This window comes from Candidatus Bipolaricaulota bacterium, from assembly GCA_035528115.1.
GTDB lineage: Bacteria > Patescibacteriota > Patescibacteriia > UBA11705 > DATKZF01 > DATKZF01.
Map to the genome: position 1 here is coordinate 22,170 of DATKZF010000001.1, position 14,114 is coordinate 36,283.

Consider the following 14,114-nt stretch of genomic DNA (forward strand, 5'->3'; position numbering starts at 1 on the left):
AAAATTGCTAAGTTGTATAATCAAAAGGATAATTGTGATTGTCGCTTTGCTCAATTGTCTAAATTTAGACAAAAAGTCGGTTTTGTGAATTTATCTGAAAGGGCTTGACACTAATCCTAAAAGATGATATTATATAATTATATTAATTTATAACATTACTTTAACTATTTAATTATAGTTGAGGCTTGTCCGGCTTTCATTATCATTTATGGTGGATTATAGCGTAAAAAATAAACAAGCGGTCAGACAGTTGCTTGATAATCTGTTTTCAGAGCTTCCCGGCAGAGAGAAGGATGTTTTGATTCGCAGAAATCAGTTGCTCAAAGAGCTGTCAAAAGGCGAAACTTTGAAAGAAATCGGCGATGAATACAACATCACCAGAGAAAGAGTTCGTCAAATTGAAAATGAAGGCATCAAAAAACTTTTGAAAGCCAGCGAAACCAAGAAAGAATTGATCCAAATGATCGAGGAAGATCTGTTGAATTATGTTGAAAGAAACGGCGGAGCCGTCTTGGAGCAATCTTTGCTGGACAATTTCGTGAATCAATTGGATTTGGAACAATACAATGAAAACGCGGTTTTGTTTGTTTACGACAAATTGATCGATACGATCGTTTATCGATCCGAAAACGGCGATTTTCACAGTCATTGGCATCAAGCGGATCTGAACGTCGATCACATTAGTGAATTATTGAATAATTTGATTTCTCATTTCGAAGAGAATAAAAAGCCGTTCACTTCGCAGGAATTGTTTGACCACTTGAGCAATCATGAATTGGTCGTTTCCAATGCCGCGCATTATGATAAGTATTTGTCAAAATACGCGGACGACGGCTTGAATCTGTCTTTCATTTTGCAAAGCTATTTGAATCTCAGCAAAAAAGTGAAGAACAATATTTTGGATCAATGGGGACTTGCCCATTGGCCTGAAATCAAGCCGAAAAAATTGTCGGAAAAAATCTATCTCGTTTTTTTGAGCTCCAATAAACCCCTGCACTTCAATGAAGTCGCGGAAAAAATCAATTCGGCCGGCTTTGACAGAAAAAATATTTGTTCGGCCACCGTGCATAATGAATTGATCGCCAATGAAGGCTACACTTTGGTGGGCCGAGGCATCTACGCGCTCAAGGCTTGGGGGTATCACACGGGAACGGTCGCGGACGTTATCGAGAAGATTCTGCAAGAAAGCGGACCGATGGAAAAGGACGCGATTTACGAAGCTGTGCTCAAGCAAAGATTGGTTAATAAATCGACGATTTACCTTTCGCTGATAAATAAAGACAAGTTTGTGAAAGGCGAAGGCAATAAATTCTTGCTGAAATAATGAAAATATAAAAATCGGGCGTTCAGCCCGGTTTTTTTGTTTTGAAAGTGCATAAACATGAGGAAAACTTTGGCGGTCGAATTATAAATATGTTATAATATCAGCATATATGAATTCCATACAATTCGGAGCATTAGAATTGGATTTGACCATTATCCAAAAATTGGCGCGAATGCCTCTTTACGAAAGTTTGTGGTATTTATTCATCCATGGCGGTTGGATTTTGTTTTTGATAATTTTTCTTTGGGGAATGAAAGAATTGTGGATGTATTGGCGCGAGACCGTTTTCGATTCCAAACAGTCGTATGTTTTTTTAGCCATTGATATTCCCAGGCTGATCGAGCAGTCGCCCAAAGCGGTGGAAAACATTTTCGCGGCCTTGGCCGGCGCGCATAACGATCCTAATTTGAAAGAGAAATACATTGACGGCTATTTTCAAGTGGGCTACAGCATGGAAATCGTCAGCATCGACGGCTTTGTCCAATACGTGGTCAGAACGCCGGTTAAGTTCAGGGAATTGGTGGAAGCGGCCATTTACGCTCAATATCCGGATGCCGAATTGACCGAAGTCAATGATTACGCGACTCCGGTGAAAGTGAAATTTCCGGATGAAGAATACAATCTTTGGGGCGCTGACATTCAGCTGGTTAAGCCGTATTATTATCCCATCAGAACATATCCGGAATTTGAGCATCAGATGACGCAGGAGTTAAAAGATCCGCTGGCCGCGCTTTTGGAAATAATGAATAGAATCGGCAAAGGAGAACAGCTTTGGTTTCAAATCTTGATCGTGCCAGTGCTCGGCAAAGATTGGGTCGCCCCGGCCATCAAGGAAATGAATAAGATTTTGGGGATTAAAACCGAAGTCAAACAAACTCTTTTGGACAAAGCGCTGACCGCGCCATTGACCATTTTGCAAGCTGCCGGTGAGATGCTCGTTGGCGGAGAAGCCGGAGAAAAAAAAGAAGAGAAAAGAGATCCCAATATAATGGCCTATTTGCCGCCGGATAAAAAAGCTCAAGTCGAAGGCATCGGCAGAAAGACAAGTAAAATTGCTTACAAGACGAAAATGAGATTTGTTTATTTCGGCAGAAAAGAAGTTTTTAAAAAAGGTTTGGCGGTTTCGGGCATGTTTGGAGCGCTCAAGCAATTCAATACCGAAGATTTGAATTCCATGAAGCCGAGAAAAGAAACCAAAACCGTGCCGCCTTATATTTTTCCGAAAAAAAGAATGGGCAAAAAACAAAACAGAATTTTGGAATTGTATAAAAGCCGATCCATGGATTCGTTCGGCGACGCGTTTTATATGAATATCGAGGAGTTGGCCAGTTTGTGGCATTTCCCGACCATTGAAACCAAAGCTCCGCTGGTTCAAAAAATAGATAGTAAAAAGGCCGGCGCGCCCATGAAATTGCCCACGGAAATGATGGAAGAGCGGCCGATTTTGGGCACGCCGATAATTTCCGGCAAAAAGAAACAAAAAGTTGGCAAGTCCAAGGCCAAGTTCGAACCTTTGATTGATTTTGCCACCGATGATTTCGAAAAGCGGTTTGCCGTGGATAAGACCGGACAGACGACCGCGGCCAGGAAAAAATTGATAAAAGAAAAATATAAAATAGAAGAAACCGAAAATGAAGAAGCAATTGATGAAAATATTTTTCAAAAAGAAACTCCGTCCGATCTGATCGATCAAAAATTTTCCATCAATGAAGAAAAAAATGAAGCGCCCGTAAAAAGAGACAAAAACGATTCGGACTTCGGCGCGCCGAATAATTTGCCCTTTGTGGAATAAATTAAATATGCCAAAACACAATCCGGACATCGCGGTTTTCGGTGAAACAAACTTTCGAAACGAAAGGCGTCGTTTTGGAATTAAGCAAGACGATCGGCGCCGGCACATGTATGTTGTCGGAAAAACCGGCGTGGGTAAATCCGTAATGTTGGAGAATTTGATCAATTTTGACGTTACCAACGGCCACGGTTTGGCGGTGGTGGATCCGCACGGCGAGCTGGCGGAAAAAGTGATTGATTTCATTCCCAACAACAGAATAAACGATGTCATATATTTGAATCCGGCTGACATTGATTACCCGATCGCTTTTAACGTTTTGGAAAAAGTGGAACCCAAATACAGATATTTGGTGGCTTCCGGTCTGATCGGCGTGTTTAAGAAAATTTGGGCGGACAGCTGGGGACCTCGTTTGGAATATTTGCTCAGAAACGCGCTCTTGGCCTTGCTTGATTATCCGGACAGCACTTTGCTCGGAGTCAATAGAATGCTGGTCGATAACGATTATCGAAAAAAAGTGGTGGCAAAAATTCAAGACCCGGTAGTCAAGGCTTTTTGGTTGAATGAATTCACCAAATACAATCAGCAGTTTTTGGTGGAAGCTATTTCGCCTATTCAAAATAAAGTCGGTCAATTTTTATCCACCTCGATTATCAGAAATATTGTCGGTCAGGTAAAATCCACCATCAATATCAGGAAGGCGATGGATGAAAATAAAATAATCATTCTCAACCTGTCCAAAGGACGAATCGGTGAAGACGCGTCAAGTTTGCTCGGCGCCATGTTCATCACCAAAATTCAATTGGCGGCCATGAGCCGCGTGGATATTCCCGAAGAAGAAAGAAACGATTTTTATTTGTACGTCGATGAGTTCCAGAATTTCGCCACCGAAAGTTTCGCCAACATTTTGTCCGAAGCCAGAAAATATCGTTTGAATTTAATCATCGCTCATCAATATATCGAACAGCTCGGAGAAATCGTCAAGCCCGCGGTTTTCGGCAACGTGGGCACGCTGGTGATCTTCAGAGTGGGCGCCATGGACGCCGAGGAATTGGTCATGGAATTTACTCCCACTTTTACGGAAGAAGATTTGGTGAATTTGCCGAAATACAACGTCTATTTGAAATTGATGATTGACGGTGTGTCTTCTGATCCGTTTTCGGCGACGACCTTGCCGCCGGTGGCCAAATCAACGGGTAACATTGAGCAGATTATCATAAATTCCAGGGAAAGATACGCCAAATCCCGCGAAGAAGTGGAAGAAAAAATAGCCCGTTGGAGTGGCGTGGAAACCGAAGCCATGCTACTTCGCGCTGAAAAAGATTTGAAAGAAAAGCAGACGGAAGGCGAGAGCGACGAAAAACCGTCTGATGGCGGCGCCATTGAAAAGAGCATTGATTTTTTAAGAAATTACCGCAAGAAAATAATGCCTGTGGAAGAAGCCGAGATTATGGAAGAAAAGGCGGAGGAAAAGGCGGAAGAAAAGGTTGAGGAAAAAGTCGTCAAAAAGGAAGTTTTGTCGGAAAAGAAAGCGGAAAGCGACGCCAAACCGGCTTATGAAGATATAGTCAAATGCGATTGGTGCGACCAGCGAACCAGAATCAATTTCAAACCGGATCCTTCAAAACCCGTTTTATGCAAAGAATGTTTGAAAGATTATCGTCGCATGCAAGCCAAAGGCATTGAGCCGCCGAAAAAATTGAACAAAAACGCGCCAACGACATCGCCCGCACCTCGAAAAATAGACGAGCCAAAGGCGGTCGTTGAAAACAAATTGAGTTTATCCGCGGTCATGAAGCAAAAGCCGGCGTCTTTTAACGCGACTCGAAATTCTCACAGCGGCGCCAAGGTCGTCAGGCCCGAGGCTACGGCCGCGATCAAACCAAGGCCGGTTGTCGCGGAAAAAAAGCCCAAAGAAACAGAGCTTAAAGCGGGGGAGGAGGTTAATTTATAATTTAATATTGCTGCACATTGTTACGAATTACAATATTCTATTTAGCTTTCAGGTTATTTGTTACGAATTACAATATTCTCAGGCTTAAAGATATAGGCGAATGTAATTTGTAACATCTGTCTATAGACCAAATGGAATTTTGTACTTCGTAACACATATTAATCGGCCTAATAGATAATTGTAATTCGTAACAAATCGCCAAAATAGCTATCTAGTGAATGTAATTCGTAATATCCATATACTTAATGAGAATAATAAAATTATGAAAAAAATGATTTTTGGAGGATTGACGGCGATTCTCTTTTTTTTATCGGCCAATTTTTCGGCCGCGCAGGTTTTGCCGGCGGATACTTTGCCTTGGCGCATAACTTCTTTTGACTCCGTTATCGATCTGCATGAAAACACTGATTTCACGGTGACGGAAAAAATTTCCGCCACGTTCAATGAACAGCGGCATGGAATTTTTCGATACATTCCATTGAAATATTCAACCGCCGGAATTTTTAATTATTTTTTGAAAATAAATTTGGAAGGGATTTATAAGCCCGATAATTCGGCCTGGAATTTCGAGCGAACGCAAAGCGGCAATTTTTGGGAATATAAAATCGGCAGTCCGGATGAATTGATCGGCGGTCAGCAAAGATTCGACATCATTTACGATGTTAGTCGCGGCATCAGGTTTTTCGATGATCATGACGAGTTGTATTGGAACGTGACCGGCAACGATTGGGAAGCGCCGATCGCCAAAGCCACGGCCACGGTGCTGTTGCCGAAACAAATATCCAAGCAAGACTTGAATTTCAAATGCTACACCGGTCTCGCCGGCGCCGTCGCCGAGGACTGCAATTATATTTTCGACGAAGACGCCAAGACGATCGCCTTCAGCACTTTCGATCAACCCAATGCCATGGATAATTATTTGACCGTCGCGATCTCATTTCCCAAAGGCTATCTGACCGAATATTCCAAATCGAAAAAGATCGGCATTTTTTTGGGCGACAATTATCCGATTTTCCTGCCGATTTTTGCTTTTATTTTAATGTATTTTTGGTGGTTGAAAAAAGGCAAAGACGAAAAACCGAATAAACCCGTGATCGCCCAGTATGAGGGCGCTGATTTGATGACGCCCAGCTTGGTGCCGGTGATTGAAAAGGAAAAAATGTTTTCTCCTCGAGATTTGCCGGCGGAATTGGTGCATTTGGCCACTTTGAGAATTTTAAAAATCAAAGAAATCAACGCGGAAAAAGGGGAGTATGAAATAATCAAAAATCGCGAGTGGGCGGATAACGCCAAAATCACCGCGTATCAAAAATTATTGCTCGATAAAATTTTCGCGGGAGGATCGGAAACGGTTAAGTTGGCTGATTTGAAAGAAAAATTCGATTACAAAGATTCAGCCGCGTATATCAAATCCGCCAAAGATTATATTGAAGAAAAAAAATATTACGTCAATCCCGTGGCGACCAAAGGGCTGTTTATTCTTTTGGGCATGTTTATTTTAGGCGCGGGCATCATTTTTGGCGCGGGCGCGCAAAATATGGCTCTGTTTCTGGGCTGTGTTGTCAGCGCGATAATCGTCATCGTCTTTGGGATTTTCATGCCGAAAAAATCAAAAGAAGGCATGGACATGCTTTGGCATGTCAAGGGATTGAAAGAATATATCAATGTGGCGGAAAAAGACAGAATCAAGGGCGAGGAAGCGGCCAATATTTTCAGTAAGGTTCTGCCGTTCGCCATGGTAATGGGCATGACTGAAAAATGGGTCACCGTGTTTGACGGTATTTTAAAACAGCCGCCGGAATGGCTGGAAGTCCAAAATCCGAATGTTTTCGCCATTCCTTATTTGTACACGGCGCTAAATGGCTTTGAGTCTCAAGCCAATAAAGGTTTTGCCCCTGCTTATCAAAGCGGCGGCTCATCGGGCTCGAGCGGTTTTTCGGGAGGTTCTTCAGGCGGAGGGTTTGGAGGAGGAGGTGGAGGAAGCTGGTAAATCCCAAATCATAATATGGAAAATATTCGTTTGCAAAAATACCTGGCCGATTGCGGCATTGCTTCTCGTCGGAGCGCCGAAGAATTGATTTTGCGTGGAAAAGTCAAAGTCAACGGAAAAACGGTTAAAGAACTTGGCGTCAAAGTTGATCTGAAAGATAAAGTTGAATTTAATGGCAAAATTGTAAAGCCCGAACAAAAGAAAATTTACATCATGCTCAATAAGCCAATCGGCTATTTATCGACTGTAAAAAAAGGCAAAGAAAAAGGCAAAACCGTTTTGGATTTGGTCAAAGTCAAAGAAAGATTATTTCCGATCGGCCGGCTGGATAAAGATTCGAGCGGACTTTTGATCTTAACCAATGATGGCGACTTGGCTTTGAAATTGACTCATCCCAGATTTGAAAAAGAAAAGGAATATTCGGTGACGGTTGATAAAGAAATCACCAAAAGTTTTATCGAGCAAATGAAAAAGGGGGTTAAAATAACGGAGGGCAAAACTTTGCCGGCCAAAGTTAAACAAACTGACTCAAAGAATTTTCAAATCGTTTTGCGAGAAGGCAAGAACAGGCAAATCAGGAGAATGTGCGAGAGTTTGGGCTATCGAGTCCGGAGTTTGAGCCGAATCAGAATCAATAAATTGAAACTGGCCGGATTGAAAAGCGGGGAATTCAGATATTTGAATGAAGAGGAGATTAAGAATCTCGTGTTATGAATATTGTTACGAATTACAAGATTCTAAGGCATATAGCTATAGATGAATGTAATTCGTAACAAATAACCTGAAAGCTAAATAGAATATTGTAATTCGTAACAATGCAACAATGAAGCAATGTGCTATAATTAAAATGAATATACAAATAAAAACACATGCTCTACAAACCATGCGGAGCGGCGCGAGAAGTGACCGGCTCCAGACATTTATTTGAAATAAATAAAAATAAAATACTGTTTGATTGCGGCTTGTTTCAGGGCGGCAAAAGGGGCGAAGCGGACAAGAAAAACCGTGAGTTTTTGTTTGATCCCAAGGAAATAAAAGCTTTGGTTTTAAGCCACGCGCACATAGATCACGCCGGCATCATTCCGCGATTGGTAAAATTAGGTTTTAAGGGATTCATTCATTCTACGGCCATCACCAAGGAATTGGTGGAGCTATTGTTGCTTGATTCAGTAAAAATTCAAAAACAAGACGCCAGATACAGCGGCCGGCACCTGAATAGAAAAATCGAGCCGCTCTATAATGAGGTTGATGTCAGAAAGGCCGTCAGTTTGTTCGTTGTTCATTCTTATCACGACGAGTTTAAGCCGATCAAAGGCGCGACCATCGAGTTTTTCGACGCCGGACATGTTTTGGGCTCGGCCATAACGTTGGCGAATTTCAACGAAGCGTCTCGAAATTTGAAATTGATCTACACCGGAGATTTGGGCAGAAAAAATTTGCCTATCTTAAATGATCCGGAACAAGTCGAGAAAGGAGATGTTTTGATCACCGAAACGACTTATGCCAGCCACTTGCATGAATCAAATCTTCAAGCCAAGCAAGAGATCGAATGGATCATCAATGACGTGGTCGGCCGCGGTGGAAAAATAATCGTGCCAGGATTTTCGCTCGAGCGCACTCAGGAACTGGTTTATATTTTGAATCAGCTGTATCAGGAGAAGAAAATTCCGCCGGTGCCCGTTTTTGTGGACAGTCCGCTGTCAACCAAGATTTCCAAAGTGTTTATGAGGCATCCGGAAGCCTATGACAAAGAAACCGCGCAGGAGTTTTTGCAAAAAAAGAAAAGTCCATTTTATTTCGACAGTTTGAAATATATTACGGACAAGGAGGACTCGCAAAAATTGAATTCATTCAAAAAATCCTGCATTATAATTTCCGCTTCTGGCATGTGCGAGGCGGGCAGGATCGTGCATCACTTGAAGTTCAATGTCAGCGACGCCAAAAATTTGATCCTGGTCGTCGGCTACATGGCCAAAGGCACCTTGGGCAGGCAATTGGTGGAAAAGCAAAATTATGTTTACATTTTGGGCGAAAAATATCCGCTGCGAGCGCAGGTGGTCGTGCTGAATTCATTTTCCGCTCACGCGGACAAGCCCGAGTTGCTTGAATTCGCCGGTAATATAAAGGGATTGAAAAAAATATTTTGCGTTCACGGCGAAGAAACGGAAAGTTTGGTGATGAGGGATAATCTGTATAATATCAATAAATTCACGGGTAAAGTCGAAGTCCCGAGATTGGGAGAAACTTTTATTTTGTGATATGAATTTCGTCGATCAAATTTATAAAAAAATAGTCAATATTGAAATTCAGGGCGCGACGAGTGTCTGCGAGGCCGTGCTTTTGGCGCTGAAAAAAGAGTCGGCTGACAAAAAAATGAAAACTTCCGCCGATTTGATAAGAAGTTTGCATCGGGTCGGCCATTATTTGAGCCGCGCCAGAGCGACCGAACCAATGGCCGAAAACGCGGTCAGGTTTGTCGAGCATCATTTGAGGCAAAATAGGGAAATGGAATTGAAAGAATTGAGAGTTTTAATAAAGCGCGGCATTGACGGATTTTTGTTTCGCTTGGCGACCAATAAAAAAAATATTCGCGATGTCGGCGAGCGGTTGATTGAAGACGAAGACAATGTCTTCACCCATTGCCATTCGTCAACGGTGATCGATGTTTTGGCCGAGGCGAAAAAGAACAAGAAGAAAATTCATGTTTTCAATACGGAAACCAGGCCTCTTTTTCAAGGCAGAATCACCTCAAAGGAATTGATTAAGAAAAAAATTGAAAACACGCAGGTCGTTGATTCGGCCGGACCGTTTTTCGTCAGTCAATACACAAAAGATTATGACATGGATGTTTTGTTGCTGGGTTGCGATGCTATTTCCCAAAGCGGTGACGCCGTGAATAAGATCGGTTCGCTCGGCTTGGCTTTGGCGGCCAAAGAAGCTGATATTCCCGTTTACATCGCCACGCAATCTTTAAAATTGGATCTTGACGCCAAATATTTGAAAAATTTGGAAATTGAAAAGCGTCCAAGCAAGGAGATTTGGCCCGGCGCGCCGGAAGGCGTTGAAATAATCAATTACGCTTTTGATATTATTCCGGCCAAATACATTACCGGTTTCATTACCGAACTCGGCGTCCTAAAGCCGAAGCGTTTGGCCAAAAGCGTCAAAGCGGCTTACCCGTTTTTAATATGATTAAGTTGATCATTTGGGATTTGCTTGGCGTGCTCTATGAAAACGGGGAAGTCAATCCGTTTGCTCGGGCAATCTTAGCTGAATTTGAAAAAAAGAGTATTGAAAACGTTTGCGTCAGCAATCTTTCACCGGACACGGTTCATCGACTCGCTGAGCAATTAAATATCAAACATGTTATAATATGCCAAGAAGAAGGTTTTTCTAAGAAAGAAACGCCGGTTTACGAAAAGGTCTTGTCCGATTTTAAAGTAAAAGCAAATGAGGTTTTATTTATTGACGATAATGAGAGCAATTTGGCGGCCGCGCGAAAAATAGGTATAAAAACGGCCGTTTTTAGAGGAAAAAAGGGCAATGCGGATTTTGCGATTGATGATTTGGTAGATGTTTGGGGGATACTTGCACATATCATGGATCATGCCTGCCCGCCGACCTGTCCGCCGTAGCTTCACCGGAGGCGGAAGCTTAAGAGCGAAGGCGGGGATCACGTATCATGGAGCATTGTTACGAATTAAAATCATCGAGTAGGCCGATTAATACATTTTACGAATTACATTCACTTATAGCTTTATGCCTAAGCATCTTGTAATACGTAACAAATTACCTAAAAGCTAAATAGAATCTTGTAATTCGTAACAATGAAACAATGGAGCAATGGAGCAATCTTCGCCTTGTAATCCCGGTTTCCGGTTTCAAATTACCCATTATCGATTACTAACCATAAAATATGTCCTCAATAAAATTCGTTGAAATCGGCTACAAACCAAAGGTTGAAAAGGAGCTGATCGCTACTTTTTACATGGAGCCGCATAAAGTTAAATTTCACGAAGCGGCGGACGCCGTGGCCGGCGAAAGCTCAATCGGGTCTTGGACGGAGCTGAAAACCTTGAGTCCGAAAACCGCAGTTCGTCTGAAGGCGCGGGTGTTTTATATCAACGAGAAAAAAAAGATCATCAAAATAGCTTATCCCATGGATTTGTTCGAGAAAGGCAGTATCCCGCAGTTGCTTTCAAGTCTGGGCGGTAACATTTTCGGCATGAAAGCCGTGAAAAATTTGCGTTGGCAAGATATTGAATTTCCAAAAAAATACATTGATTCTTTCATGGGACCGGCTTTCGGAATTGAAGGAATCAGAAAAATTTTAAAAGTGAAAAACAGAGTTCTTTTGGGCAGTATCATCAAGCCGAAAGTGGGTTTGTCCGCCTTGGCGCAAGCCAAATTATCCGCGGTCGTCTGGCTCAACGGCATTGACTTGATCAAAGACGATGAGAATTTGACGGACATGGCTTTCAATCGATTCGAAGATCGAGTGAAAAAAGTTTTTGAATGGAAGCGCAAAGTGGAAAAGGAAACCAAACAAGAAAAACTTTACGCCTGCAATATTACGGCCACGCCTGATGAAATGCTCAGACGCGCCAAGTTGGTTAAAAAATACGGAGGCAGGTGCGTAATGATCGATTTGGTCTCGGTCGGTTTGGACAATGTCCAGTATTTGCGAAAACAAAAATTAGGTTTGATAATTCACGGCCATCGAGCCGGTCACGCCATGTTCACTCGGTACAAAAAGCACGGCATGAGCATGCTTGTTTTGGCCAAGTTGTCCAGATTGGCCGGCATTGATCAATTGCACACGGGCACGGTTGTCGGTAAAATGGAAGGCAATGAAGAAGAGGTCATGACAGTCAATAATTTGCTTAAAGAAGATTGGGCCGCGTATAATGTCGTCAGAGAAGATTGGAGCAATATTAAGCCGGTGATGCCGATAGCGTCGGGCGGCTTGCATCCCGGGTTATTGCCGAAATTGATTGAGATATTGGGGCAGGATTTGATTGTTAATTTCGGCGCGGGCATTCACGGACATCCTGACGGCTCGGCTGCCGGCGCCAGAGCCTGCTATCAAGCGGCCGAAGCGATCAGTAAAGGCATTGATTTGAAAAAATACGCTGAGGATCATGTTGAATTGGCCAGAGCGTTGGAGTATTGGAAATCCTGACGGATGTTACGAATTACAAGATTCACTTTGGCTTACAAACGGTTGTTACGAATTACAAGATTCTAAGGCATATTTTCTAGCTATAGATGAATGTAATTCGTAACAAATAACCTAAAAGCTAAACAGAATATTGTAATTCGTAACAGATAACCTGAAAGCTAAATAGAAGATTGTAATTCGTAACATAAACGTATTCGTAATAAACGATTAACCAAAGACCAAGGCTAGCTTATTAGCCGTAATGATTTGTAACGTATTCGTAACAAATATAACGCCAAGGCTAGCTAATTTAGAAGCAATTATTTGTAACATGTAACGTATGGCTTTTTACCTAAAATGCAAAAAACTAGATTTCTCCACGGGCGACAAGCAAATCGTGGTGATCAATGATGAAGAAGCTGAAAGCTACGGCATTTATCCGGGAGATCGCTTGCTTTTGCAATGGAGCAAAAATAAAAAAGCGGCGGTGATCGCGGATACCACGGCCTCCAAAGTCAGGCCCGGCGAAATCGGTTTGTTTTCGGAAGTTTGGCGCAAATCCAATGTTGAATCGGGAGATATAGTGGAAGTGAATATCATGTCCAGACCTTTGTCCATTGAAACGATCAGAAAAAAGCTTTTGGGAAAACCCGTTACGTATGAAGAAATTTACGCGGTAATTAAGGATATTGTGGACGGCACGCTGGGTACCGTAGAGACCACCTATTACGCGGCTTCAAGTTTCGTCAAAGACTATTCGATAGACGAACTTTATTATGTGGCCAAGGCCATGGCCGAAACGGGCGAGCAAATGGAATTGAAAGAGCGGATGGTGGACAAACATTCGGTCGGCGGTTTGGCCGGCAACAGAGTGACCCCTCTGGTCGTGTCCATTGTGGCTTCCTTGGGTTTGTATATTCCCAAAACGTCTTCTCGGGCGATCACGTCTCCGGCCGGCACGGCCGACACCATGGAAGTGATTTGTCCCGTTTCTTTTTCAATGGCGGAAATAAAAAAAATAGTCAAAAAAACTCACGGCTGTTTTGTTTGGGGCGGCGGTCTTAATCTCGCGCCCGCCGATGATAAAATCATTAAAGTCTCCAGGCCGCTGGCGTTTGAGCCTTACGATAAAATGATTGTCAGCATTTTAGCCAAAAAGGTGGCCATGGGAGTTGATGATTTGGTTTTGGATATTCCGGTCGGTCCTTCGACCAAAGTGCCGGACATGGTTAAAGCCAACATGATTGAAAAAAAATTCATGGCCCTAGGCAAACGATTCGGCATGAAAATCAAAGCGGTGAAAACCAAAGCTTTGGAGCCGGTGGGCGACGGTATCGGGCCGGCCCTGGAAGCGCGCGATATTTTCCGCGTTTTGCAAAGGCATAAATTTCGACCGCTTGATTTGGAGAAAAAAGCCATTTTATTAGCGGGCGAGTTGCTCGAGCTCAATGGTTTCGCGAAAAAAGGCCATGGCAAAGCCATGGCCATGCAACAGCTTAAATCAAGCGCGGCCTGGGAGAAAATGAATGAAATCGTGGTGGCGCAAGGAGGCAAAGCCAACCAGCATTCCGAGGATTTCACTTCCGGAGCCAAGCGATATGAAATTCACGCGAAAAAGTCCGGCAAAGTGACGGCCATTGACAATAAAGCGATCAATGAAATTTGCATGAATTTGGGCGCTCCGAGCGACAAATTGGCCGGACTGCACCTCCATGTTCATTATGGCGCCAAGGTTAAAAAAGGCGATAAATTGTTCACCGTTTACGGCTCATCGGATGACAGGCTGAAATTGGGCGTTTTGGCCAGCCGGGAGGTGGAAATTTTCAAGATAAGCAAGAAATAATCGGCGCTGTTGCATTGCCGGATATTCTTTGATAATATATATTCATAAATAAT

At 42.8% G+C, this 14,114-nt stretch carries 10 protein-coding genes; all 10 read left to right on the forward strand.

Going from position 1 to position 14,114, the window contains the following annotated elements:
* The first annotated feature begins 208 nt into the window (after positions 1 to 208).
* The 10 genes from VMX18_00095 (at position 209) to VMX18_00140 (ending at position 14,061) form a co-directional block, all read left to right on the forward strand.
* Entirely contained in the window at positions 209 to 1,324 is a 1,116-nt protein-coding gene (locus VMX18_00095) for a sigma factor-like helix-turn-helix DNA-binding protein (GenBank protein ID HUT21794.1), read from the forward strand.
* Between the two features lie 109 nt (positions 1,325 to 1,433).
* Positions 1,434 to 3,116, forward strand: a complete 1,683-nt coding sequence (locus tag VMX18_00100) for a hypothetical protein (GenBank protein HUT21795.1) — start codon at positions 1,434 to 1,436, stop codon at positions 3,114 to 3,116.
* Between the two features lie 7 nt (positions 3,117 to 3,123).
* Positions 3,124 to 5,067 carry a type IV secretion system DNA-binding domain-containing protein gene (locus VMX18_00105; GenBank protein ID HUT21796.1) on the forward strand — a complete coding sequence of 648 codons (1,944 nt, stop codon included), beginning with the start codon at positions 3,124 to 3,126 and terminating at the stop codon, positions 5,065 to 5,067.
* 262 nt (positions 5,068 to 5,329) lie between these two features.
* A complete protein-coding gene (locus VMX18_00110) occupies positions 5,330 to 7,057 on the forward strand; it encodes a DUF2207 domain-containing protein (protein HUT21797.1) in 1,728 nt (575 codons plus the stop codon).
* Between the two features lie 15 nt (positions 7,058 to 7,072).
* Positions 7,073 to 7,771: a pseudouridine synthase gene (locus VMX18_00115; protein ID HUT21798.1), complete on the forward strand. Its 699-nt coding sequence runs from the start codon at positions 7,073 to 7,075 to the stop codon at positions 7,769 to 7,771.
* A 155-nt stretch (positions 7,772 to 7,926) separates the two neighbouring features.
* Positions 7,927 to 9,315, forward strand: a complete 1,389-nt coding sequence (locus VMX18_00120) for an MBL fold metallo-hydrolase (GenBank protein HUT21799.1) — start codon at positions 7,927 to 7,929, stop codon at positions 9,313 to 9,315.
* 1 nt (position 9,316) lies between these two features.
* The gene (locus VMX18_00125) at positions 9,317 to 10,249 is read left to right on the forward strand and encodes a translation initiation factor eIF-2B (protein ID HUT21800.1); all 933 of its coding nucleotides are present in this window, start codon (positions 9,317 to 9,319) and stop codon (positions 10,247 to 10,249) included.
* Complete coding sequence (locus VMX18_00130; GenBank protein ID HUT21801.1) at positions 10,246 to 10,692, forward strand: HAD-IA family hydrolase; 447 nt, start codon at positions 10,246 to 10,248, stop codon at positions 10,690 to 10,692. The genes VMX18_00125 and VMX18_00130 overlap by 4 nt, the downstream gene beginning before the upstream one ends.
* Positions 10,693 to 10,973: 281 nt before the next feature.
* Entirely contained in the window at positions 10,974 to 12,239 is a 1,266-nt protein-coding gene (rbcL, locus tag VMX18_00135) for a type III ribulose-bisphosphate carboxylase (protein HUT21802.1), read from the forward strand.
* A 319-nt stretch (positions 12,240 to 12,558) separates the two neighbouring features.
* Complete coding sequence (locus VMX18_00140; protein ID HUT21803.1) at positions 12,559 to 14,061, forward strand: AMP phosphorylase; 1,503 nt, start codon at positions 12,559 to 12,561, stop codon at positions 14,059 to 14,061.
* Positions 14,062 to 14,114: the final 53 nt, after the last annotated feature.

Bases quoted from the DNA above. Each gene is read 5' to 3' on its own strand.
- VMX18_00095 (HUT21794.1), top strand. From the start codon at position 209: ATGGTGGATTATAGCGTAAAAAATAAACAAGCGGTCAGACAGTTGCTT.
- VMX18_00100 (HUT21795.1), top strand. From the start codon at position 1,434: ATGAATTCCATACAATTCGGAGCATTAGAATTGGATTTGACCATTATC.
- VMX18_00105 (HUT21796.1), top strand. From the start codon at position 3,124: ATGCCAAAACACAATCCGGACATCGCGGTTTTCGGTGAAACAAACTTT.
- VMX18_00110 (HUT21797.1), top strand. From the start codon at position 5,330: ATGAAAAAAATGATTTTTGGAGGATTGACGGCGATTCTCTTTTTTTTA.
- VMX18_00115 (HUT21798.1), top strand. From the start codon at position 7,073: ATGGAAAATATTCGTTTGCAAAAATACCTGGCCGATTGCGGCATTGCT.
- VMX18_00120 (HUT21799.1), top strand. From the start codon at position 7,927: ATGCTCTACAAACCATGCGGAGCGGCGCGAGAAGTGACCGGCTCCAGA.
- VMX18_00125 (HUT21800.1), top strand. From the start codon at position 9,317: ATGAATTTCGTCGATCAAATTTATAAAAAAATAGTCAATATTGAAATT.
- VMX18_00130 (HUT21801.1), top strand. From the start codon at position 10,246: ATGATTAAGTTGATCATTTGGGATTTGCTTGGCGTGCTCTATGAAAAC.
- rbcL (HUT21802.1), top strand. From the start codon at position 10,974: ATGTCCTCAATAAAATTCGTTGAAATCGGCTACAAACCAAAGGTTGAA.
- VMX18_00140 (HUT21803.1), top strand. From the start codon at position 12,559: ATGGCTTTTTACCTAAAATGCAAAAAACTAGATTTCTCCACGGGCGAC.